This window comes from Streptococcus caledonicus (assembly GCF_042656225.1).
GTDB classification, from domain to species: Bacteria; Bacillota; Bacilli; order Lactobacillales; family Streptococcaceae; genus Streptococcus; species Streptococcus caledonicus.
Genome location: NZ_JBHSOJ010000023.1, coordinates 39,750 through 64,518 on the forward strand (window position 1 = coordinate 39,750; position 24,769 = coordinate 64,518).

Consider the following 24,769-nt stretch of genomic DNA (forward strand, 5'->3'; position numbering starts at 1 on the left):
ATTAAGGAACTGCTATGATTTCAATCATCCCTCCACAAATCACATCCCATGTATTACCTTTACAAGTCGTTCTTATCGGCATTAATCATGATCAAGAGCGTGTCTATCGTCCAACAGGCATGAGTTTTTTTCAATGGTTTTCGTGCCGTAAAGGGGTTGGAGAATTTATTGTTGGAGGTAAAAAGCATATTATTCGAGAGGGAGAAGGATTTTTAATTTATCCTAATTTTCCGCATGAGTATGAATCTCTGACTGAACATTGGCATCTTGATTTTATGGGATTTCAAGGAAGCTTAAGCCATATATTGTTGGAACAATTAGGGATGACGACATCTGGCGCCTATCATTTTTATGCCCAAACTCCTTTTGAAGAAAGTCTCTATGATATGGTCCATTTTTATGAAAAAGAACAAGATTATTCGATTGGCTTATCAATACGATGTTACGAATTACTGCTAAAATTACCACAGTTAACAGAACCTTTAGTAGAACAAAGTGATTCTAATTTTTCCCATGCAATTCATGCAGTTATTCAATATATTGAGCAACATTTTCAAGATGATATAAATCTTGATGATATTGCAAAAGCTTGCAATTATAGCAAAACTTATCTCTGTACTCTTTTTAAGAATGAGATGAAGCAAACCATAAATGAATTTTTAATCAGTTACCGTATTAGTAAAGCACGAATTAATTTGTTACAAAATCCAACAAAAAAAGTCTATCAAGTCGCTAAAGAATGTGGGTACTTAGATACTAGTTATTTTTGTAAAGTTTTTAAGAATTATGAGGGGAAAACGCCAGAAGAGTATCGGAAAAATAAGGTTTTGCAAGAGATGTTTTAAAGAAATAAACCATTTAAGTGACGATTAGGGAAACTGATTTTGTTGCTTAGATGGTTTTTGTTTTAAAATGAACAATTTTTAATGGTACTTTTTTAACATTTCTTTTTATTTTTATCTGATTTATTCAAAAAAATATTGATTTAAAAGCAAATAAGTGATGAGAAACTTTAATTTGATAAGTCTATAATACTAAGTGTAAAGAAAATCAAAACAAAAAACGGAGGTCATGAAAATGACAAAACTTAGATTTGGTATTATCGGTTGTGGTGGTATCGCAAACAGCAAACATTTCCCAGCTCTTGCAAAATTATCGGATGAACTTGAAATGGTTGCTTTCTGTGACATTATTGAAGAACGTGCGGTTAAAGCTGCAGCTGAATACGGTGTTGAAGGTGCACTTGTCACAACAGACTATCGCGATATTGCTAATCATCCAGATATCGATGTTATTCATGTTTTGACACCGAACGTCTCTCACTCAGAAATTACAGTTGCTTCACTTGAAGGTGGTAAACACGTTATGTGTGAAAAACCAATGGCTATTAACTATGAAGAAGCTAAAGCTATGCTTGATGCAGCGAAACGTACAGGTAAAAAATTAACCATTGGATACCAAAACCGTTTCCGTGCAGACTCACTTGTGACGAAAGAAGCATGCGAAAATGGTGAGCTTGGCGATATTTACTTTGCTAAAGCACATGCGGTTCGTCGTAAAGGCGTACCAACTTGGGGAGTATTCCCAGATAAATCAAAACAAGGTGGCGGACCACTTATTGATATCGGTACACACGCCCTTGACTTGACGCTTTGGTATATGGATAACTATGAACCTGAAATGGTACTTGGTTCAACTTACCAAAAACTCAAAGATAACCCAATGGGTAATATGTTTGGTAACTGGGATCCAGAAACTTTTGAAACAGAGGATTCCGCATTTGGATTAATTAAAATGAAGAATGGTGCAACAATCTTCCTTGAAGCAGCTTGGGCACTCAACATGATTAATCCGAAAGAAGCACAAGTAACCCTTTGTGGTACAGAAGGTGGTGCCGAAATGTTCGGTAAAGCATTCATGGACCAAGGTTATGTAGTCTTCAACCGTGCAGCACATGGTCAATTGGAAGAAATTCAACCTTCAGAAGCTGGTGGTGTGTTTGGATTTGCAGGCGAAAGTAAAGAACAACGTGACGTTGAAGCTCGTCAATGGGTAGATGCTATCCTTAACGACACAGAACCACTTGTTAAACCAGAACAAGCAATTGTGGTTACTCGCATCCTTGAAGCAATCTACAAATCAGCTGAGACAGGAAAAGCAGTAGTATTTGAGGATTAAAACAGTCCAGTGGACTGTTTTAACCGAGGCTAGAAAACAAGAGAGCCTCGTGAGTCCAGTGGACTGTTTTAACCGAGGTATAGAAATAGGGAGAGTCTCGTAAGTCCAGTGGATTGTTTTAGGTCGAAGCTAGGAAATGAAAAAGCTTCGAAAGTGCGGAAACTGTTTAGATTGAAGCTAGACTAATCTAGCAAAAAATATCAAATTGGCATGAGGTAGAAGGAACATGACAGAAAAGAAATTACATTTTGGGATTATCGGATTTGGCTTTATGGGACAAACCCATGCCAATATGATTACTAATGACTTAGATTATGCAGAAGTAGTTGCGGTTTGTGACATCAATAAATTGCAGTTGGAAAACGCTGATGCTTCGTACAAAACGTATTTGACAGCAGATGAGTTGTTGACAGAAGAAACTATTGATACGGTTATTATCGCTGTGCCAAATCACCTTCACTTGGAAATGGTTAAAAAGGTTGCGGCAGCAGGTAAAGATATCATTTGTGAAAAACCAGCCGCAATGAATGCAGAAGAATTTGCTGAAATGCAACGCGTTGTTGCTGAAGCTGGTGTGCGTTTTACCATCCATCATCAACGCCGTTGGGATAAAGACTTTAACATTGCTAAAGAAGTTTATCAAAGTGGTACATTAGGCAAAACGTATACTATCCAAAATAGTCTTTATGGATTTAATGGCAATATGCATGACTGGCACATCTATCCTGAATTTGGTGGTGGGATGCTCTATGATTGGGGTGTTCATCTTCTTGACCAAATGCTTTACATGGTGGATAGTGAGATTGATACGGTTTACGCAACGGTTAAAAATGTCATCAATAAAGATGTAGATGATTACTTTAATATTCAATTGCAATTCAAAAATGGTGTGACAGGACAAGTTGAACTGGGTACTTATTTCCTTAGCCAAGAAGATGGCTGGTTTGAACGTCATTGGTTCCTAGGTGGTAATGAAGGCTCTGCTAAGATTGATGGCTTCCATCCACAAGGAGAAATCACGCGTACAACAGACCTCCTTCGCAATGTTCCAGGTCAAATTACGATGACAGCTGCTGGTCCAACACGTTCATTTGGTCCAGCACCGGAAGGTCGAATTGTAACAGAACCGCTGCCAGAGGTGAATACGCAGCACCGTGATTACTTCGATGCGTACTACGATTATATTACTGGCAAAGGCGAACTAGTTGTTAAACCAGAACAAATCTTACGCTTGATGAAACTCATGGATGCGATTCGTGTATCTGCTAAAGAGCACCGTAGCATTTCATTTGAATAAGAAAAAGGTAAACTTGAGCTCGCGCCTGAGCGGGCTCTTTTGATTAAGAATGAGGAAAAAATATGAAATTAGGACTTGTATCAGCGATTCTTGGTGATTCAGATTTTTACGAATTGATTGATATCGTTGCTGAAAATGGTTTGAACTGTGTAGAAGTGGCATGCTGGCCACAGGGAAAAGCTGCGCGTCGCTACGCTGGAGTATCCCACATTGATGTGGCCAATTTGACCGCAGAAAAAGCGGAAGAACTCAAAGTCTATGCAGCTGGTAAGGGAGTGGAAATTTCATCGCTTGCTTACTATCCAAATCCGCTTGATGAAGATTTGGAAAAACGCCAAGAAGTGATTGAACACTTGTACAAAGTCATTGATGCGTCAGCTTTGATGGGTGTGAATATGGTAACGACTTTCATCGGACGTATGCCAAGTCAAACGGTTTCAGTTAATGTTGAGGAAGCCAAAAAAGTTTGGACACCAATTCTGACTCACGCTAAAGAAAAAGGCGTTAAAGTGGCGATTGAAAACTGTCCAATGCTCTTTACAGAAGACGAATGGCCAGGAGGACAAAACCTCTTTACAACACCAGCCATTTGGCGTCAGGTCTTTGAAGCACTGCCATTTGACAATCTAGGTATTAACTATGACCCCTCACATTTCGTATGGCAACAAATCGATTACATCGCACCGCTTTATGAGTTCAAGGATAGGATTTTCCATGTTCACTATAAAGACATCAAGGTTTATCCTGATAAATTGAAAGATGTTGGTGTGATGGCGACTCCGCTTCAGTACATGAGTCCAAAACTTCCGGGTCTTGGTGACGTTGATTGGGGTAAATATGTATCAGCTTTGACAGACATAGGCTTTGATGGTTATACAGTAATTGAAGTGGAAGATAAGGCTTTTGAAAAAACATTTACGGATGTGAAAAACTCAATTACACTTAGCGCACGTTATCTCAGAAATTTTGTGATTTAGAAAGAGGGAAAAATGGCTATTAAAACAGCAGTGAGCTTGTATAGTTTACAAGATGAATTTATGAATGGTCGCATGTCACTTGAAGACATTATGGCCTTCCTTGATGAGCAAGGTGTCGAAGGATTTGAAATACTTCCCGACCAAATGCTCCATGGTACTCCAAATCCAAGTGAAGAAACCCTTGCTGAGTGGGATCGTATTATGGCTAAAACAAAGGAAAAACCAGTCTGTGCAGATGTTTTCCTTAATACCAATCTTTATAAGAACAGGACATTGACACAAAAAGAATGTGTTGATCTCTTGATTGAAGAAATCAAATTAGCTAATCGTCTTGGTTTCAAATTGATTCGTTTAGTATCAATGGTTCCAGCATTTGTTATTAAACCTCTTCTTCCTTACTGTGAGAAGTATGATGTGGCTATCGCTCTTGAAATTCATGCCGGCATGAGCTTTACAGAACCAGAAACAGCAGAATTTATCGAAGAGATGAAACGTGTTAATTCTCCTTATGTAGGTTTGGTTGTTGATACAGGTATCTTCTGTGACCGTATTCCGCGTGTTTTCAATGAGTTCAACAAACAAGTTTTAGGTGTCAATCCAGATATCATTGATTACTTTAATTCTTTCTTTGACAAAGGCCTTGATGGGACACATGCTTTTGATGAGAATCATCAATTCCAACCAGAATTGGCAGCGATGGTACAACCAAAAGATATGCCGTATGTGATGTTGGCAGATGGTTATGAAAATACACCACTTGAGGTGATGGATGACCTCATTCCGTTCATCAAGCATTTCCACTTCAAGCTTTGGGAAATGACTGAAGAAGGTATTGAATACTCAATTGATTACAAACGTATCCTCCAATATTTGCATGACAAAGGTTATGACGGCTACGTTGCGACTGAGTACGAAGGCAACCGTTGGATTCTTCCAGGAAACCCAATGGTTGAAAAAGAACAAGTAGCAGCGCATCAAAAACTCTTGCGCGAAGCTATTGCAGAAATTGAAGGCTAGGAGGGAAAGACATGTTTGATAATAACGTCTTTAAAAAAGATTCTTGTAAAAATCGTGTAGTGGATGGTCAAACAGTTGGTTTTGAACTCGAAACCTTCATCACTTACTACCGTGCTATTCCATTATCAATGGTGGATGATATCCAAGTCAAGGTAAATGGTGAACAAGTGGCTCGTGAAGCCATTACATGCAGCCCAAATGGACAAGACTGGTTCACATTGGATGAAATGGAGACCGTGACTACCTATAAATGGGAATACAATGTCCCACTAAAAATTCGTGTAGCCCAAGAAGGCGGTCTTCCAAAAGGTGAAAATGATGTCGAACTCACCGTCATCACACGCACAGCCTACATTCCAATCCCAATTAAAGGTGTGAATTCACGTAAGGTGGTCGTTTAACGTAATAAAAAAAGGGTCATCATTTCAAATGGCTCTTTTTACTTTAAAAAGGGAAGTTTTAGGAAAAATTAATAGAGTTTTTAGGATTGTTCTAAAAACTCATGTTTTGATTCTGTTATGATAATTATGCTATTGGTGTGTGTTATTCATGCTATTCTGGTGAAAAAGTGCAATATTTTTGGTGTGTTATCGTTTACAATTGATTTATCAAAAACAAAGGAGATAAGCAATGGCTTATAAGAATCTTATCAATCAAATTATTGAACATGTTGGTGGGGAATCAAATGTTCAGAGTGTTGTTCATTGTGCGACGCGTCTGCGTTTTGTCTTAAAAGATGAAAGTAAATTCAATGTAGACGAATTAAAAAACTTAACAGGGGTTTTGACAGCCTTGCCATCAAGTGGGCAGTACCATGTGGTTATTGGTAATCATGTTCCTCAAGTTTATGAAGAATTAATTACATTATACCCTGGTACAGTTGCTGATGCTAAGAGACAGGAAGTACATGAAAACCAAGTAGCTGATAAAAAGAAAAATCCGTTAGGACTTTTCGTTGACACTATTGTAAGTATTATGTTGCCGATGGTTAATATTATGGCTGCTTCAGGGATTTTAAAAGGGATTGTTATTCTGCTTAATGCTTTGGGGTTTCTAGCGTCTGATAGCGGAGCTTACAACATCCTATATGCTTCTTCTAATGTTTTTTATTACTTTTTACCATTATTTGTTGGATATTCTGCTGCAAAACGATTTAAGCTTGAAGAAACGATTGGTATGGCTATAGGAGCAATCTTCTTCTATCCAAGCTTGGTGTCTTTGCTACAAAATACTGAAAAGGTTAAGACTATCTTTACGGGAACATTGATTCAGTCAAATGTTTCTACCGATTTCTTTGGTATTCCGGTTATTTTTAACGATTATTCGACGACGATTATTCCTACCATTTTTGCAGTGTATTTCACTTCTAAAGTGTATCATGCGATTAAAGGAAAACTTCCTGCTATTGTTGAAAGTTTTGGAACTCCGCTATTGACACTTGCCATTTCAATGCCAATTTCATTGATTGTTATTGCCCCGATTGCTAATATTATCTCGCTCTTCTTGGCCAATTCAGTTATGGCACTTTATAACATTAGCCCAACACTTATTTCGGCCCTTCTCGGAGGTTTTTGGATTTTACTAGTATCTGTTGGTGTCCACAGTGCGATTGTTCCAATTGCAATTGCAAACTTCTTTATCAACGGGTACGATGTTATCTTCCCAATGATTACAGCACATGGATTTGTTATCGCTGGTATTAGCTTTGCAGTTGCACTTAAGCAAAAATCAAAAGAACAAAAATCATTGGCATGGTCTGCGGGTTTCTCAGCTTGGATTCCAGGGGTTATTGAACCAGCACTTTATGGTTTTGTTTTGGAAAATAAAAAATTACTAGCAATGGCAAGTATCGTTTCAGGTATCGGTGGTGCGGCAGCAGGATTCTTTAAAGTAAAACTTGTTCAGCTTGCACCAGGTGGTATCTTTGCTATCCCAGGATTTATCGAGCAAGGTGGCAATGGGCTTCCAACAGGTTTAGTTGTAACAATTGCAACGATTGTACTATCAACCATCGCAGGTTTTGTCTTGACTTTGATGATGTATAAAGAGGAAAAATAGGTGATATGATGAAAGAAAACTTTTTATGGGGAGTAGCTATGAGTGCTTCTCAAGCAGAAGGAGGTGCTCTGTTAGATGGTAAAGGACTGGTCATGGATGATGTGGTTTCTACTGTCCACAATGAACGGTTTCAAGCGACAGCCAATCTGGAAATTGCTTTAAATAAGACCTATGATTATTATCCAAGTCATCAAGCCATTGATTTTTACCATCGTTATCCAGAAGACATTAAACGTTTCGCAGAGCTAGGAATTAAGGTGTTACGGACCTCTATTAACTGGGCGCGTATTTATCCGAAAGGTATTGAAGAGGAGCCGAATGAAGCTGGTTTAACTTTTTATGATAAGGTTTTTGATGAATGCTTAAAGTATGGTATCGAGCCTGTAGTGACACTGAATCATTTCAATACTCCTCTTGAATTTTACTATTCAGGTGGTTGGAAAAATCGTGAGTTGATTCATCATTTTGTCAAATATGCTAAGACGGTTTTTACGCGTTATAAGGATAAAGTCAAATACTGGATGACCATCAATGAAATTAACATGATTTTAAGCCTTCCTCTGGTCGGTGGTCTAATTAATCCAACTTTAGAAGAGAATGTTGATTTTGCAAAATACCAAGGTGCTCATTATCAGTTGGTAGCGTCAGCTTTAGCTGTTAAAGTGGGAAAAGAAATCAATCCTAATTTTCAAATCGGTTGTATGATGGGGGCAGGGGTAACTTATCCTTATAGTTGTAGGCCAGAGGATGTTTGGGAAGCCTTTCAGGCAAATGAAGAAGAATATGCATTGATTGACGTTCAAGTCAAGGGGCAATACCCTCACCTATTTTTATCTAAGTTGAAGCATAAAGGTCTAGAGCTAGATATGACAGCCGATGACTTAGCCATTTTAGAAGAAAATACCGTTGATTTTGTAGGACTTAGCTACTATAACACTCGCCTAACAGCAGCAGACAAATCAAGTTTGCAAACGTCCGGTGCTAATCTAATGGGTACCTTGAAGAATCCTTACCTCAAATCAAATGATTTTGGTTGGCAGTCAGACCCTCTAGGGTTTAGAATCACCTTAAATGAGCTATATTCTCGTTACCACTTACCCCTATTTATAGTTGAAAATGGCTATTCTGCCATTGAAACTTGTGATGGCGATCCTATTCAGGATGATTATCGGATTGACTACATTCGTGATCATCTGAAACAGCTGAAAGCTGCCATGGAAGATGGTGTAGATATTATTGGTTACACACCTTGGGCTGGTATTGATATCATTAGTGCAAGTACAGGTGTCATTGAAAAACGTTATGGTCTCATTTATGTTGACTTAGATGATGAAGGTAACGGTAGCCTAGAGAGAACACCTAAAAAATCTTACTATTGGTACCAAAATGTTGTTAAAACTAATGGAGAGGAACTTTAAGCGAGGTCATGTTTGACTTTGCTTTTTTACTTAGAGTAGGTAGAATATAAATATGAAAGTAACATATCCATGGGAACATGTCACCATTTCTCAATTATTGCAAGGTGGCACTTATTCACACATGTCTCAAGATGCCCAGATTCTCTATGTGTTATCAGGTGAAGTTGAAATAGCAGCTCTTGATTATACAATGACTTTTACAATGGGTGAATTTTTTGTTGTGCCTAATTTTTCAGAGTTTAATCTTCATTTTCGAGAGGTAGCGAGTCGAGTGTACTTACTCAATTTTTCCTACTTTACGTCTACGGATGAAGAGATTATGGAAATCTTTAAAGGTGATTCAAAGAGTAAAGGAGAAGCTATTACTTCAACGTTATCGACGTCTTTACAACAGCTCTTGAGATTGTATTACCTTAATTATGAGACGGCTTCTTATTGGGAAGTAAATGCTTTATATTTTCAAATTATTCATAAACTTGAACGGAAATACCTCATAAGGGTACCAAGAGAAAAGGGAACGTTGACAAAAAACTTAGTCGCAAGATTCATCAATCAGCAACTCACTCAGGAAGTAACTATTGAAGACTTAGCGAAACAATTTTACGTTTCCAAACAAACAATGACGCGTTTTTTTAAAGCTAATTTTGGAAAATCTTTGGGAAAATATTTGCAGGAGAAACGGTTTGAACAACTTGAAAAAAGGTTAGCAGAGACAAACCTACCAATCAATACCTTGGTTTATGATTTGGGATTTAAAAATTTGAACTCCTTTAATAGACTGTTTAAAGCCACTTATGGTTTATCTCCTTCACAGTGGAGGCGGCAATATACCAGGACAAGGACAACAAGTGTGTCACCAAATGTCATTGAAGAAATAAAAAACTTTCAGGAGTTATTGAATGAGAAGACGAGCCGAGTATCTGCCTCTGTAAAGAATGACTTACCTTCTTCAGTTTATCATCGAATTTGGAATATTGAACATCCAGAGTTATTATCGTTTGACAATTTGGAACAGATATCGAAGGTAATCATAGGAGATTACATAAGGTTACCATTTAATTTAGAGTACCTTTCAGAAAGGCAGTATCTTAATCTGCTGTCCTATTTTAAAGAAAGAAACCTCAAGTGTTATATCGTTGTTTCTGGTAATCACTCCGAAATATTAGTTCAACTCTTAAAGAAGTATCATACTATTTATGGCTATATTGCTACTCAAGATTTAGTCATTGAGGTCTGTGCGGATCTTACTCATGATGATTGGTTGGCAGATTATTTGAGGTATTATGGGATTTTCAAAAATGAGATAAAGGTATCTAGATGTGGTTTAGGCAACTTTTCAATGTATCGTCCACTGGATAATGTTGCCACAGATTTAAAAAAAGCTACCGAGTTAAGAAAAATAGATTTTTTGGCTTTAGATGCTTGCCCATTGATTAAGCAGCATAGCAAGTATTCTCTCAGAGAAAATATTGTGCTATCGTCGCATGTCAATAGAGTTTTTACTAGTTTATCTACATTTATTTCTAATTTGAAGGAATATATTAATGAATTGCCATTATATTTGACAGCTTTTAATCTTACTGCTCATTTTACAGATAATATCAATGATCATTTGTATCATGCTGGATATTACTTGGCTTTTTTAGATAAAATGTCTCCGTTAGTTGAGGCAATTGGTTACCGTAATCTTTTTGACGGAGATAGTATTGGTTTAACTTTGCAGGAATTTTCTGGAGGCAATGGTCTCATCACTCGATCAGGATTATTAAAATCAACCTTACAGGCAGAAAAATTTTCTCAGGCTCTACTGCCTAAAGTAATTGGTAAAGGGGAAAATATTATTTTGACTGCTGATGATTTTGATAACATCACTATTCTTGCTTACAACTATCAGCCAATGGGAGACTACTATTCGAGTGATAAAGATATGGATATCTATCAGAACCAGAATTATATTTTTAACATGCAGAGCCAATCCATTCAAATTGGTATCAATGACTTGAGAAATGGAAAATATAAGGTAACTTTTCATATTATGGATTATGAAAATGGTAATGGTGTTGATGTTTTAAAAAAATATACTGGATTAAAAATTATTGACGATAACATGTTACATTTTATAAAACAGCAATACAGTCCCAGAATTTATCAAAAAGAAGTGACAGTAACTGATCAGACTTTGAATGAAAAAATTGTCTTGAAACCCTTTGAGATTGTATTGATTAGTTATGAGTGGATCAATGTTATCTAACTAAACATGACGATGTGTTGGACCAATGAGATCAAATCAATTTTGCTTTTTTAACTTAATATGGGTAAAATAGTAATGTAAGCGGATTACAAATGGAGGATTAGGATGGATTTATTGAACCCGTGGGGACACATTGTGATAAGCTCTTTGAGAAAAAATGAGCAGTATCAGTTTTATGATAATAAAATTCGTATCGTCTATTCATTGAGAGGAAGTGTTTGTATCCGACAGGATGATCATGAGATAGTCTTGGGGAATAATGATTTTTTTATTATAACTAAAGCTCAGCGATATGATATTTCACAAACAGTGGGGAAAGTCTTTTGTTTTACCATAGATTATGTTAGAAATAGTTTATCGCCTACAGAGAGTCTATTTAAGGGAGATTCTATCACCAAGGTAAGAAGTGCTGATTTTGAAGTGACACAGTCATTAAAACACCTGCTTCTCCTGAAATCGCAAGCAGATACGGTATCAATTAACCAGTTATACCGAGAATATTTTACACTTCTGACAATATTAGAAAAATATTATGCTTTTTCTGTCACGTTATCTAAAAATGCTCAAGGTAGAAATCGCATCGAAGAAATTAAAAATTATATTGATGTGAATTTTGAAAAGGAATTGACCTTAACCAATTTAGCGCAGAGGATTTTTGTCTCTGAACAATACCTTTCAAAAATATTTAAAGAGGAAATAGGGATAGGGGTTTCTGAATACATCATTAAGCGTCGTTTAGAAAAAGTGCGTCGTTATTTAACAGAAACAGAACTTCCTATTACAGATATTGCCTTTGAATCTGGTTTTAGTAACATCAATTCTTTTAATCGATTGTTTAAAAAATATCAAGGTGTTACTCCAAGTGTCTATCGAAATGAGACCAAACAGAGTGTGATTATCAATTCAAGTCCAAAAGAAGTTGTAGAGGAAGATTTTACAGATGTGCAACAGTATCTTTCCGATGGTTTTAGCACCAGTCAGCAAAAGAAAATCCTAGTATCTACAGAAGGTGGTAGGAAGCTTGATACGGATAAATTATTGATTAATCTTGGATTTGCTGAGGATTTACTACATCGTTCATACATCAAATCCGTTAAACCAATCAGTCAGTACGCGAGATTTAAATATGGGCGTATCTGGGGAATCATTGATCAATCAATTTTAAAAGATGTTGATGGAGAATTTGACTTTACAAAAATTGATGATATTTTACAAGCGATTTTAGATTTAGGATTAAAGCCATTTTTAGACTTAGGACTCAAAGGGAAAACAGTACATGGCGCTAATCGGCAAATACTCAGTCATACAGCCTTGAAATTACCAACTCAAGAAATGGAAGACTTGTTGAGAAGGTATGAAGCACTCATTGATCACTGTATTGAGAAGTTTGGTGTAGAAGAAGTTTCCGGCTGGTGCATTGAATTTTGGAAGCCTGAAAAATCAGTGCTAGACTTTCTAAAGTCAGAACAATTGACCACATTTAACTATAAAGGGAATAAGATTGACTTGGCAACTTATCAAGGTTATCTCACCTATTTTGAACAATGTTATAAGCGGATTAAAATCTTACTTCCGAATATTAAGGTTGGAGGTTGTGGTTTAAATGTCTCTGTTGAAACAGAGATACTTGAAACGTTTTTAAAAGAATGGTCACAGCGTGAAATCCATCCTGACTTTTTGAGTTTGTCGATTTTTCCTATTGATATGACAAAAGATATTATGAAATTACCAAGAATGCGTATTTCAGCAGACACTGATTACACTCTTCAATCGGTTTTTAGTGTTAAAAGGTTACTAGAAAAACTTAATTTTGCTACCTTACTATACGTTACAGAGTTTAATGTTACAATTAATAGTCGTGATATTATCAATGATACTTGTTTTAAGGGACCGTATATTCTAAAAAATACCTTGCCAGTTCTAGACGAGATTGATTTATTGGGGTATTGGCAGTTATCAGATTTTTCTTCTTCTGCGACCGATGTTGCTAAGCAAGAATTCTTTGGTGGCTCTGGTTTAATCACAAAGAATGGTATCCCTAAACCAGCCTTCTTTGCCTTTGATTTTTTAGGGCATCTAGGAGATGTAGTGTTGCATCAATCTGATGGGCTGATGATTACAAAGTCAAGCACTAAATTGTTTATTTTGTCTTATCATTACAGCCATCTGAATGGAAGGTATTATTATGAAGATGATCATGTTTTTGATCGCTATAATGCCTTGGAAATGTTTGAGGCTGATGGAAAAAGTCAAATTGAAATCACATTGAAAGGCCTGCTAGAAGGTCGTCAGTATCAAATCAAACAGAGAAAAATGGGAATCAATGATGGTGCATTGATCCACCAAGCCAATAATTTTAGTAGTTCCATAAGGTATCGGGAAGATGAAATAAATTATATGCGATATCGTTGTATCCCCACCTTAAGTAGAGACATTCAAGAAACGATAGGCGATAGTCTGACAGTGTCGTTAGAATTAAATCCACATGATATGATTTTTATGGAAATAACATTAGATTAATGGTTATTTTCAGATTGTAAAATGTCATTTTGCTGAATTTATAGGCTTCAAAGTAGTGTTATTCATAAAAAAACACTAAGTGGATTGAGTGATTGTTAGTTAGTCAGAAAGTGCAAGAACATCAAATAGGGACGACAAGGAGGAAGTATGCTTTTAAAAGAATTGTTAGTGTTGAACGAAGTGGAGAGAAAACACAAAAACGTTTATTTAGCAGACCGAGAGAGACTCCTTTTTTCACCATTAAGATTTGAAGACTATAGCCGTCTTCTTGATGATGAAAGATACTATTTTGATTATCGACAATTTTATCAGCAAACGAGCCGAGAAGGTAAGGGGTTGACCATTACGAGAAATGTTCTCTATGAAGATACAGCTATTTATGTTTCTAGGCATACCAGATATGCTTTTCCAATTTTGCATAATCATGATTTTATTGAACTTGTTTATGTTATGAATGGAAGCTGTATTAATTATATTAACGGTCAGGCAATAGCAATGCATAAGGGAGATTTTTGCTTTTTAGCTCCCGAAACTGTTCATGCTCTTTTAGCAGTTAGTGATGATGATGTCATTATTAATATATTGCTTTGGAAAGAAAGTATGGAGAGTAGTTTTGTAGATTTATTCAGACGTGATGGTTATATTACGAACTTTTTTAAACAATTTTTACTAGAAGACCATTACGCCCCATACATGATATTTCATACAGATGGAGACAGGAAGATTTTAAATCAAGTGTTACGTTTATACGGTGAGTTTTTAGAGAAAGATGTTAACTATATTGAAATGATTGGTTATATTCTTAATGAGATTTTTATTGACCTTAATCGAAACTATTTAAGTACGCTTGAAATTGGAAAGAAAGAAAATTATTCTTCAAAAAGCAGTCTTTATCCGATGCTTAGTCTAATTCGCTTGAATTATCAGACAATAACATTAACAACATTAGCAAAACAGTTTTCTTATAGTGAAAGTTATTTGAGTAAATTAATCAAGAAAAATACTGGGAAAACGTTTAAGTTTATTGTTGAAGAAGCGCGTATTGATAATGCTAAAAAACTGTTATTAACGACAACGTTAAGTCTCACGGAAATTAGTCAGAAAGCTGGTTATTTTGATTCGAGCCATATGAATCGTGATTTTATAAAATGGTTAGGTGTCTCTCCTAAAAAGTGGTTAGAAAGCCAAAGTAAGGATGATAGATGACACGACGTATTGGAAAGTAGATTGTATGCGAATTTAGGGGACTATTAATAATCAAAAATGAATGAGAGATGCTTTAACGGTATCTTTTCATTCATTTTTTTATTTAACTTATTCTGGCTTCTTATTTTTTCGTATAGATATGGTAGTAATCATATTTTTTACTAATGAAAAGACAAAAAAATACAATTTATTTCCATATGTAAGCGTTATTATATGTACAAATTAGTCAGATAGGGAAGTATTCTTAAAGCTATAAACTTATAGAAGTGAAATAGAGTCAATTTATATTTCTAGAAATGAAAGTCTCATGTTAGTGTGGGATTACTAATTTCTTAAAATTTAGCTAAAAAGAAATTTCCTGTCAGATATTTGTAGAATAAACGAGGTAATGAATATGACACGTATTTATCATTTAGAAGTTGTGCCAGAAACGAATGCACGCTTTTCTTGGAAATTAGAAGGATTACTAGATCAAGTTGCTTATCAGATTAAAGTAACAGATTATAAAGGAGAACTTATTTGGAATAGTGGACGTGTCTCAAGTGAGAAACGTCATGGTATTCTTGCGCCAGCTTTTCCAAAAGAAAAACAGCTGAATTGGACGGTTGAAGTTGAATTAGAAGATGGTAGTTTTATAGAAGCTCAAGGGGATCCGTTCTTTACAAGGATTGAAAAATGGACCGCTAAGTGGGTAGAACCAACACGGACTAGAAAACCTTTGATTGATAAAAAATTGGCTTGGGAGGTCCGTAAATTTGAACAAGAACCTCTGGAGCGTTTGGATGCTCCAATCTATCTACGTCAAGAGTTTGAATTAGAGGATATTCCAGAAGAAGCATTGCTATATATGACTGCGCGTGGGATTTATGTTGCTTATGTTAATGGAGAAAAGGTTTCTGATTTATTTGCACCGGGCTATACAGCTTACCAAAAGCATATTGATTATCAAGTGGTAGATGTTGTGCCTTATTTGAAAAAAGGTAAAAATATTTTGGGATTCCTCCTTGCGGATGGTTGGTATACAGGAAAGATTGAGTACATTGGTGTAGGACAGCAGTATGGTACTGAAAATAGTTTAATAGCGGAATTGAAATGGTATCAAGATAGTGTTCTTGTTGGCTCGGTTATTACTGATGAGAATGTTCGTTGGACAGATCAAGGGCCAGTTCGTTTTGCGGATTTATATGTTGGTGAACATTACAGTCAGGCCCATGAATTACCAGGATGGCTGGATGAAACTTATGAGGATGGTGATTGGCAGGAAGTATCAATTAAAGAATATGGCTATACAGAGCTTACTTTGCAGACAACTCCACCGATTTCTATTTCCAGAACTATTCGTCCTCAGATTATTCGTACACCAAAAGGCGAATTGATTTTAGATGCAGGAGAAATTATTGTCGGATACACTTCTTTTAATAATCTTTCACTTGCTAAAAATACAACAGTTAGTTTTGAGCACAGTGAAACACTAGATAAAGAGGGAAATTTCCTTCAGAATATTTTAGGGCAAAATAAGGAACAAAAAGACTATTATGTCGCTGGCAAAGATGGACTACATTCATGGACGCCAGCTACAACCTTCCATGGCTTCCGTTACGTTAAGGTCGAAGGAACACTGGATTGTGATCCAGAACATTATCAAATTCATGTCATTGTCACCCCATTGCGAACTGCCGGGACCCTAGTGACCTCAGATGAGCGTCTTAATAAATTGCAAGAAAATATTGTCCGCTCTCAAGAAGGCAATATGATTTCTATTCCGACTGATTGCCCACAACGTGAGCGTACTGGTTGGACGGGTGATATGCAGGTTTATGCACCAACGGCTTGTTATGAAAAGGATGTTGAGCAATTCTTACGTCATTGGCTAGACGATATGCGCCATGAACAATATGATGATGGACAAATTCCTCAAGTTATTCCATGCCCTCCTTCTCATGATTACATGAAACCAGAAGGGGAAGAGGCAGTGAACACAGCAGGGTGGTCTGATGCGTCAATTATTGTGCCTTGGAGATTATATGAGTTTTACGGTGATAAGCAGATTTTAGAAGACAATTATGAGATGATTTCTCGTTACATGATTTCTATTGAAAATCGTATGTCTTTATTACCAAAAGATTATGGTGAGATGACTCCTGAAAGGCAGGCTTATCAAAAATACTTATGGAATACAGACTTCCAATTTGGAGATTGGTTAATGCCAAGTGCTGGAATGGATAGCGCTAAATATACCGGCAATGAAGTTGCAACTTTAATGACAGTTTTAACAACAGAATTGATGGTTAAGATTTCTACTCTTTTAGGTCATGTGGAAAAAGCTATGCATTATGCCGAACTTAATCAAAATATTAAGTCTGCCTATGTTAAAGAATACATGACTGAAGATGGTCGCATGACAAGTGATTATCAAGGAGTTTATGTACTTGCTCTTGCTACCAATACGGTACCAGACCATCTTAAAGTAGCGAGTTTGAATCGTTTGAAAGAACTCATTCATGAAAATGATGACCGTTTGGACACAGGTTTCCTTTCCGTTGCTTATCTCTTACCGTTATTGCATGAATTGGGTGAGAAGGAATTAGCCAATAAATTGCTTTTCCGTGATCAGTCGCCATCTTGGCTCTATGAAGTTAAAATGGGCGCAACAACGATGTGGGAAGCTTGGAATTGTTATGCCGAGGACGGAACACCCAGTGCAGATTCAATGAACCACTTTGCCTTTGGTTGTGTCGGTGAATATTTGTTTAGAACAATTTTAGGAATTGATAAGCAAGAAGCTGGCTTCCAAAAAGTTCTCATCAAACCAGACTTATACAGTGGACTCCACTATGCCAAAGGACTATACGATTCGATTTGGGGTCCAATTTCAGTTGATTGGAAGATCACAGGACGAAAAGCAGAGCTGGCTCTCGTTTTACCACCAAATGTAACAGCTACGGTGGAGTTTGGCTCAAAACGTTTTGATAATATTACTCATGATTTTAGAGTAAACGTTAGCTTGTAAAATAAGAAAGAGGCTGCAAAAAGATAAAAGGCATAGACTTAAATATGGTGATTCTTAAGTATCTAGTTTTGAAAGAAGAACCGAGATAAGGTTATAAACTAATGAGAATGATTCTTGGTCTTTTGGGGTGTCCTCGATCCAATTAATGGTGTTCCAAGGGATTCTTTTAATTTTCCACCTTGCTACAAGGAATCCAAAAAGGTATGCTTGATCTTGTTAATCAGTGATGTTTTATCATCAGGAGTATTTTCTATCATACATTCATCATTATCTCTTTAATGATTGATAATTATTTTATCAAAAAGAGTAGTCAAATCTCAGTTTTTAGAATTCGTTTTCAAATAAAAATTAGAAAATTAAGGAGTGAGTGGATAGTATAAAGCATAAAATCTAATCATACTTTTTATAATGTACCAAACTTCCCTAAATGTTAGAATCGAGGGTGAAACAGTCTACCAGACGATTCACTCCCGCCTCCGCATAGGGGTGAGTTGCTGGGCCCTTATCAGGTTTTCCCGTCCTGAACCCCTCAACCACTGTGCCTTGATTAAATGGCGATAGTAACATTTTTATCTCAGCCTGAGCTTAAAAATCAAGACGTAAAAGGAAGAGCTTCTAAAATTTCAATTCGATCTTTTTTCTATCCTTTAGAACATGATTGGAAAGAAAGAACATGCTGAATATTTAAAAATTAGAGTTCTTTGACTCGCTTGGGCAAAAAGAGGCTAACCTGTGTAAAGTGGTCTTTTTCAGAAGTAATTTCCATGTGGTAGTCCTTGCCAAATTGCAGAGCTAGGCGCTGATCGACATTTTTAAGACCAACTCCGCCTTGATGGACGGTTTTTGTTGTCCCCGTTGCCTTATTTTGACTATCCATCCCTTTACCGTTATCGCGAATGTCAATGCGTAGGTGCTTTGCTGTTTCACTAACAGTAACTTCAATCAGTCCATCACGCTCGACTTCCTTGATACCGTGGTAAATGGCATTTTCGACAATCGGCTGTAAAATTAACTTCGGTACTTGATAGTCTGCATAGGCTGGCAATTCATGGAGTTCATAGTTGAGCTTATGGCCATAGCGCTGCTTTTGAATAAAGAGATACTGACGGACATGTTCCATCTCATCCTTAAGACAAATTTGCTCATTGCCATTATTGAGAGCTATGCGGAAATATTTTGCCAATGCCTTGGTAATCTCCACCACGCGCTTACGGTCATTGAATTCCGTCATCCAAACAATCGTATCTAGCGTATTGTAGAGGAAATGAGGGTTGATTTGACTGGCTAATGCCACCAGCTCATACTCCCGAATATCCTGCTCTTGTTGCTTGACAGAAGCCATGAGAGCGTCGATTTGATCCAGCATTTTATTGAAATAGCGCGACAAATCTAACAGTTCAGCCGTTCCCACTTCCTTGGCACGCAGGTGTGACTGCCCCTGCCCGACTGCCAAAATAACCTCCTGCAAGTCACGAATCGGTTTTAACCAGATACGAATGACCAAAGCCGAACCCAAGCCAGAAATCAAGAGGGCAACCAAGCCCGCTCCTAAGAAGGCGTATAGGATTTGATGACGAACCATGTGGAGCTCATCAAGGGACGATACCCCAACCAAGGTCCACTGGCTGTCTGGAATTTCAATCTGATAGACGAATTCTTTTTCAGAAGAGGTATAGCCATTTTCCACTGCCAAGTATGGCTGCATCGCATCCATCTCTTCCTTAGAGGAATAGACTTCTTTTTTTGGATGATAGACAAACTCTTTCTGAGAATTGACAATAAAAGCGAAACCTGTATCGCCTAGTGTTAGTTGATCCAAATAGTTTTCTAACCTACTATAGTCAATATCCAGTCGTAGTACTCCCTTATTGTTGCCCTCGCTGTCCTCAATCTCTCGTGTAATCGAAATAACCCATTGTTCTCCCTTTTGGGTCAGAGATTCCTTATGAGCAGGGGTCAAAACAGGCATGGCTTTCTGGTCAATGGCTGCTTGATACCAAGATTCCGCCATCATATCACTAGAAGTTTTCATGGTGAGCTGGCTATCTGTCGAAACCACCTGACCTTCTTTGGTCACTAAGACGGCAGAGACCAAATCAACATCTCCCATAAGCAAGCTATTCATCAAAAAGAGCAAATCCTCTTTGTGACCTTCATCAGGATGAGCAATATACTCTTTCAGTAACCGATTCTCTGCCAAACTATTGGTTGTCTGCTTTAGCTTGTTCAGATAGGAAGTAATGAATGAGCCACTTTGCTGCAAACTATCGCGCGTTTTCTGCTCGATTAGATGCCCAATTTCAGTAGAACTCGTCTGGTAATAGAAGGTTCCGACCACCCCAAGGAGAGCCATCATCACTAAAAAACTATAGAGAAATAATTGCACTGCCAAGGAATGTTTTCTCATTCACCTTCTCCTTTCCGAAATTGTCGCGGTGTCACACCAACTGTCTGCTTGAAGCGTTGAGAGAAATAATTGATATCCCAAAAGCCAACTTTTTCAGCAATTTCATAAATTTTTAAATCGGTTGTCAACAATAAGAATTTCGCTTGCCGCATTCGTTCTTGGTTGAGATAATCCTGAAAACTCATCCCCACGTCCTTCTTGATGAGAACGCTAAGATAATTGGGGCTAAAGCCTAGGTTATCTGCCAGATGCTTGAGCGAAAAATCGCTGTCACCTAAATGGGCGCGAATCTTTTTCTGCAAGTCCGAATAGTCTTCTTGCCTGATGTACTTTTCCAGTTTTTCTTTTTTTACATCTTGATCTAGCTTATCTTGGATTTTTGATAAGATGCCTTCCACATCTGCCTTACTAAAGGGCTTGAGTAGATAGTCATCTGCGCCCAGCTTGAGTGCAGAAAGAGCATAGTCAAACTCATCATAGCCTGTCAAAAAAACAAGATGACAGGCTGGGCACTCTTCTTTAATCAATTGTGCTAATTGAATTCCGTTCATTTTGGGCATATTGATGTCTGTCAAGACGATATCAAATGGTTGATCTTGGAACAGTTCCCAAGCTTTACGACCATCTTCTGCTTCAGCGACACGGTCAATTTGAAATTTTTTAAAATCAATCAAAGAACAAATACCTTGTCGAACAAGGTATTCGTCTTCTACTATCAGTATAGAATAAATGGTCTTCACCTTCTTTTGTTCGCTTTGTCCTTATTATAACAGAAGGACTAGACATAGGCTAGGAGGTAACCATATCCTTTAGCTTCCATCTCTGCTTTCGGGATAAATCTAATCGATAAGCTATTGATACAGTAGCGAAGACCTCCCTTATCTTCTGGTCCATCTGTAAAGACATGCCCTAGGTGGGAATCCCCAACGCGACTCCGTACTTCCGTCCGTGTCATATTATAGCTTGTATCTTCTTTATAACGAGCGACATCTGGGCTAATAGGTCGAGAGAAACTTGGCCAACCACAGCCTGATTCAAACTTATCCTTAGAAGAAAAGAGGGGCTCTCCTGTCACAACATCCACATAGATGCCATCTTCAAACTGATCCCAATAACGATTGGAGAAGGCTTTCTCTGTATCATTGTTTTGGGTGACATCGTACTCTTCCTTGGTTAATTTTTTCTTAATTTCTTCATCACTTGGCTTTTTATATTTACTTTCATCGATGACAGGGTAAACCGCATCATTGACATTGATATGACAGTAGCCATTTGGATTTTTCTTGAGGTAATCTTGATGATAGTCTTCGGCTAAGACATAGTGATCAAGTGGTACATTCTCAACCACGATAGGCTTGTCAAATTTCTGACTTAGTTCGTCCAAGGCTTGTTTGATGATAGGCTCATCCTCTTTATCTGTATAGTAGATACCTGTTCGATATTGACTTCCGACATCATTGCCTTGCTTGTTTTTGCTTGTTGGATCAATGATACGGAAGTAATGCAGGAGCAAGTCACGCAAACTGACTTCACTCTTGTCGTACTGAATGTGAACAGTCTCTGCATGCCCTGTCTGACCAATTAACTTGTAGTTGGTAGTATCACTCTTACCGTTAGCATAGCCAACCGTGACATCTACCACTCCATCTACCCGTTCAAAGTAGGCTTCCACTCCCCAAAAGCACCCTCCTGCCAGATAAATTTCCTTTAGATTTTCAGGGGCCACCTTAGACTTATCCTTTAATTGACGTTCTGTACTTGTTTGCTTGACAGTTGGAGCTGTACTCATCTTCTCACTATCGGTCTTTGACCCCATCTTCAGAAAGATAAAAGCCGATAAGACAATGAGCCCTAAAATAGTCACTCCTACTAAAAATGATTTCAGTTGAGGTTGCATACACTGACCTCCATTTCTTTATTATTTAATCGTTTCAAGCGTTTGAACAATATCTGCTTTCTCCATATGACCAGGCATCACCTTTGCAACAACACCATCGCTCCCAATGAACGCCGAGGTCGGATAGACACGAACGCCGTATTCTTCCATCAGTTTTCCACTTGGATCTAAGAGGACTGGCAAGTTCTTGTGCCCAAGTTCTTTGTACCATTTCTTAAACTCTTCTTCTGATTGTTCGCCTTTTTTATTAGGAGAAACAACTGAGAGAATGACCGTGTCTGCCGGTGCATCCTTAGCTAAGCCATCGACTTCTTCTAATCCAGCTAAGCAGATAGGGCACCACGAAGCCCAAAACTTGAGATAGACTTTTTTCCCCTTAAAATCAGACAAGGTATAGGTTTTTCCATCCACACCCATCAAACTAAAATCGGACGCTTCTTTGCCATCATTCATCTGTTGATTATCTTGTTTGTCTGCCATTTTAGCTGTTTCTGCCTTTTGATCATCTGTTTTTGTTTGCGTAGAGCAGGCTGCTAACAAGCCTGTACAAGCTAAAGCGATTGTCAGTAGTTGGAGTTTTTTCATAAACGTCCTCCCTTAATTCTTTTCTCCATCTGACATCTTGTCGTCTTCCATCTTGTCATCGGACATTTTATCGTCTGACATCTTATCATCTTTCATGTTTTCATCGGACATCTTGTCATCAGACATCTTGTCGTCTTTCATATTGTCATCTGACATGCTGTCGTTTTTCATTTTGTCGTCGGACATCTTGTCGTCTTTCATGTTATCATCTGACATGCTGTCGTTTTTCATTTTGTCATCGGACATCTTGTCATCTTTCATTTTGTCGTCGGACATCTTGTCCTTTTTCTCCATCATAGAGGACTCGTCTGTCTTGTTATTATCAGATTTAGGCTGGGTTGAGCAAGCTGCTAAGAAAGCACCGCAAGCAAGTAAGATAGCGACTGTTTGTAATTTTTTCATGATATATGTACTCCTTTATGTAAAATAGTTAGTTAAAAATTGTTTCGAAAAATGCAGTAATGGCATCGACCTTTCCTAAAACAAGGATAATTCCCATTAGGATAATCAAGGCCCCACCGACCTTTTTCATGGTGACCATGTGTGGTTTTAGTTTATTAAACTGTTTGACAAGGGCAGAGCTTGACAAAGTGATGAGTAGAAATGGCAAAGACAAACCCAGTGTATAAACCAGAAGCAAAAGCCCCCCTTGTACCGAACTGCCTCCGCCTGAAGCAGCCAATCCTAGAACAGAGCCTAGCACAGGGCCAACACAAGGGGTCCAGCCAAAGCTAAAGGTTAAGCCCAATAAAAATGCTGACAAGACACCATTTTTAGTTTGGAAATTAAAGCGAAGCTGTTTCTGTTTTTGCAGGCTAGCAATGTTAATCCATTCCATCTGGTGGAGCCCAAGAACAATAATGATCAGCCCCATGACCACTCTGAAATTTGGGCTGTTGAACAGACTTCCCAGACTGGCTGCACCAAAACCTAGTAACAGAAAAACAGAAGACAAACCAGCCATAAAGGCTAAGGTCTTGAGCAAGCTGTACCAGTTAATAGAAAAACCAAAGAAGGAAACTGTTCGCTCCTTGCTCTCATCCAGCAAAATCCCCAGATAGACAGGCAAAAGCGGAAAGATGCAGGGAGAAAAGAAAGATAAGATCCCAGCTACAAAAACTGAAAACATGAAGACAAGTGAGGTTCCCATTCGTAACTCCTTTCTAACTTATTTCGCTTGACATATTCAGTATAAGCCAGTCTCTCGAAAAAAAATATAGACAATCCCCTTCAAAAACTCGAATTTGGTATGCTATTTTCTCTATCGGATATCTAACGTTAAATAAAATTCAAAAATAGATAAATCAGGGACATTACCAACTGACTCTCAAAGAAAATAGTATCGCTTGATTTCCAAAGGCCACAATTAGCCAAAACCCTCTTCAGTCGCCCACAGGGCTACTAGAGAAGCACGCTATAGAGCTAGGAAACGTAGTGGCGATAGGGATAGACAGGCTACGTTCCAGTAAACAAACCATCTATACTTCCTATTTTTGATTTTGAAAGAGTCTAAAAGATGCTGAGCTAAACGTTTTCTCCGCCCACAAAAATAGAGATTCACAATAACTGTAAATCTCTGTGTTTGCATTGCACCATTTCCTTGTTTTACTTGAAAAGGCGATTAGCAATTGTTTTCAATATGGAATGTAGAGATTGAAGGACTTATTGAAGCTATCAGTAACCTCTACTTCTTGAACAAGGATTTTACGTTTAGACGCAACGATTGTTTAAGCATCTGCTGTCTTAGGAGGTCCGTAAATTTGAACAAGAACCTCTGGAGCGTTTGGATGCTCCAATCTATCTACGTCAAGAGTTTGAATTAGAGGATATTCCAGAAGAAGCATTGCCATATATGACTGCGCGTGGGATTTATGTTGCTTATGTTAATGGAGAAAAGGTTTCTGATTTATTTGCACCGGGCTATACAGCTTACCAAAAGCATATTGAT

19 protein-coding genes are annotated in these 24,769 nt (G+C 37.6%); 13 read left to right on the forward strand and 6 right to left on the reverse strand.

The features are described 5' to 3' along the window. The first annotated feature begins 14 nt into the window (after positions 1 to 14). The 12 genes from ACFPQ3_RS08700 (at position 15) to ACFPQ3_RS08755 (ending at position 17,932) form a co-directional block, all read left to right on the forward strand. Entirely contained in the window at positions 15 to 845 is an 831-nt protein-coding gene (locus ACFPQ3_RS08700) for a helix-turn-helix transcriptional regulator (protein WP_156806015.1), read from the forward strand. A 232-nt stretch (positions 846 to 1,077) separates the two neighbouring features. Beyond that, positions 1,078 to 2,178, forward strand: a complete 1,101-nt coding sequence (locus tag ACFPQ3_RS08705) for a Gfo/Idh/MocA family protein (protein WP_156806016.1) — start codon at positions 1,078 to 1,080, stop codon at positions 2,176 to 2,178. 226 nt (positions 2,179 to 2,404) lie between these two features. Continuing rightward, complete coding sequence (locus tag ACFPQ3_RS08710) at positions 2,405 to 3,475, forward strand: Gfo/Idh/MocA family protein (protein WP_156806017.1); 1,071 nt, start codon at positions 2,405 to 2,407, stop codon at positions 3,473 to 3,475. A gap of 62 nt (positions 3,476 to 3,537) precedes the next feature. Beyond that, entirely contained in the window at positions 3,538 to 4,452 is a 915-nt protein-coding gene (locus ACFPQ3_RS08715) for a sugar phosphate isomerase/epimerase family protein (RefSeq protein WP_156806018.1), read from the forward strand. Positions 4,453 to 4,464: 12 nt separating this feature from the next. Next, a complete protein-coding gene (locus tag ACFPQ3_RS08720; protein WP_156806019.1) occupies positions 4,465 to 5,469 on the forward strand; it encodes a sugar phosphate isomerase/epimerase family protein in 1,005 nt (334 codons plus the stop codon). A gap of 11 nt (positions 5,470 to 5,480) precedes the next feature. Continuing rightward, positions 5,481 to 5,870 (forward strand): C-glycoside deglycosidase beta subunit domain-containing protein, encoded by a 390-nt coding sequence (locus ACFPQ3_RS08725; protein ID WP_156806020.1) that lies wholly within the window; start codon positions 5,481 to 5,483, stop codon positions 5,868 to 5,870. Positions 5,871 to 6,099: 229 nt separating this feature from the next. Then, on the forward strand, positions 6,100 to 7,527 hold the full coding sequence (locus ACFPQ3_RS08730; RefSeq protein WP_156806021.1) for a PTS transporter subunit EIIC: 1,428 nt from the start codon (positions 6,100 to 6,102) through the stop codon (positions 7,525 to 7,527). Positions 7,528 to 7,535: 8 nt separating this feature from the next. Next, positions 7,536 to 8,945 (forward strand): glycoside hydrolase family 1 protein, encoded by a 1,410-nt coding sequence (locus ACFPQ3_RS08735; protein ID WP_156806022.1) that lies wholly within the window; start codon positions 7,536 to 7,538, stop codon positions 8,943 to 8,945. A 52-nt stretch (positions 8,946 to 8,997) separates the two neighbouring features. Beyond that, a complete protein-coding gene (locus ACFPQ3_RS08740; protein ID WP_156806023.1) occupies positions 8,998 to 11,196 on the forward strand; it encodes a helix-turn-helix domain-containing protein in 2,199 nt (732 codons plus the stop codon). A 105-nt stretch (positions 11,197 to 11,301) separates the two neighbouring features. After that, positions 11,302 to 13,716: a GH39 family glycosyl hydrolase gene (locus ACFPQ3_RS08745; protein ID WP_156806024.1), complete on the forward strand. Its 2,415-nt coding sequence runs from the start codon at positions 11,302 to 11,304 to the stop codon at positions 13,714 to 13,716. 147 nt (positions 13,717 to 13,863) lie between these two features. Next, a complete protein-coding gene (locus ACFPQ3_RS08750) occupies positions 13,864 to 14,922 on the forward strand; it encodes an AraC family transcriptional regulator (protein ID WP_156806025.1) in 1,059 nt (352 codons plus the stop codon). Positions 14,923 to 15,316: 394 nt separating this feature from the next. Then, positions 15,317 to 17,932 (forward strand): family 78 glycoside hydrolase catalytic domain, encoded by a 2,616-nt coding sequence (locus ACFPQ3_RS08755; RefSeq protein ID WP_156806026.1) that lies wholly within the window; start codon positions 15,317 to 15,319, stop codon positions 17,930 to 17,932. 691 nt (positions 17,933 to 18,623) lie between these two features. On the opposite strand, the gene ACFPQ3_RS08760 is transcribed toward ACFPQ3_RS08755, so the two are convergent. Genes ACFPQ3_RS08760 through ccdA2 form a run of 6 tightly spaced genes read right to left on the reverse strand, consistent with a single transcriptional unit; the run spans position 18,624 to position 23,971 of the window. Beyond that, positions 18,624 to 20,339: a cache domain-containing sensor histidine kinase gene (locus ACFPQ3_RS08760; RefSeq protein WP_156806027.1), complete on the reverse strand. Its 1,716-nt coding sequence runs from the start codon at positions 20,337 to 20,339 to the stop codon at positions 18,624 to 18,626. Next, positions 20,336 to 21,070: a response regulator transcription factor gene (locus ACFPQ3_RS08765; protein WP_156806065.1), complete on the reverse strand. Its 735-nt coding sequence runs from the start codon at positions 21,068 to 21,070 to the stop codon at positions 20,336 to 20,338. The genes ACFPQ3_RS08760 and ACFPQ3_RS08765 overlap by 4 nt, the downstream gene beginning before the upstream one ends. 47 nt (positions 21,071 to 21,117) lie before the next feature. After that, positions 21,118 to 22,236 (reverse strand): peptide-methionine (R)-S-oxide reductase MsrB, encoded by a 1,119-nt coding sequence (gene msrB / locus ACFPQ3_RS08770; RefSeq protein WP_156806028.1) that lies wholly within the window; start codon positions 22,234 to 22,236, stop codon positions 21,118 to 21,120. Between the two features lie 21 nt (positions 22,237 to 22,257). Further along, a complete protein-coding gene (locus ACFPQ3_RS08775; protein ID WP_156806029.1) occupies positions 22,258 to 22,821 on the reverse strand; it encodes a redoxin family protein in 564 nt (187 codons plus the stop codon). 12 nt (positions 22,822 to 22,833) lie between these two features. After that, entirely contained in the window at positions 22,834 to 23,223 is a 390-nt protein-coding gene (locus ACFPQ3_RS08780; protein WP_156806030.1) for a midas domain-containing protein, read from the reverse strand. A 28-nt stretch (positions 23,224 to 23,251) separates the two neighbouring features. Then, a complete protein-coding gene (gene ccdA2, locus ACFPQ3_RS08785; protein ID WP_156806031.1) occupies positions 23,252 to 23,971 on the reverse strand; it encodes a thiol-disulfide oxidoreductase-associated membrane protein CcdA2 in 720 nt (239 codons plus the stop codon). A 693-nt stretch (positions 23,972 to 24,664) separates the two neighbouring features. On the opposite strand from ccdA2, the gene ACFPQ3_RS08790 reads away from it, so the two are divergent. Then, a partial coding sequence (locus ACFPQ3_RS08790) for an alpha-L-rhamnosidase N-terminal domain-containing protein (protein WP_380434396.1) occupies positions 24,665 to 24,769 on the forward strand: 105 nt, incomplete at its 3' end.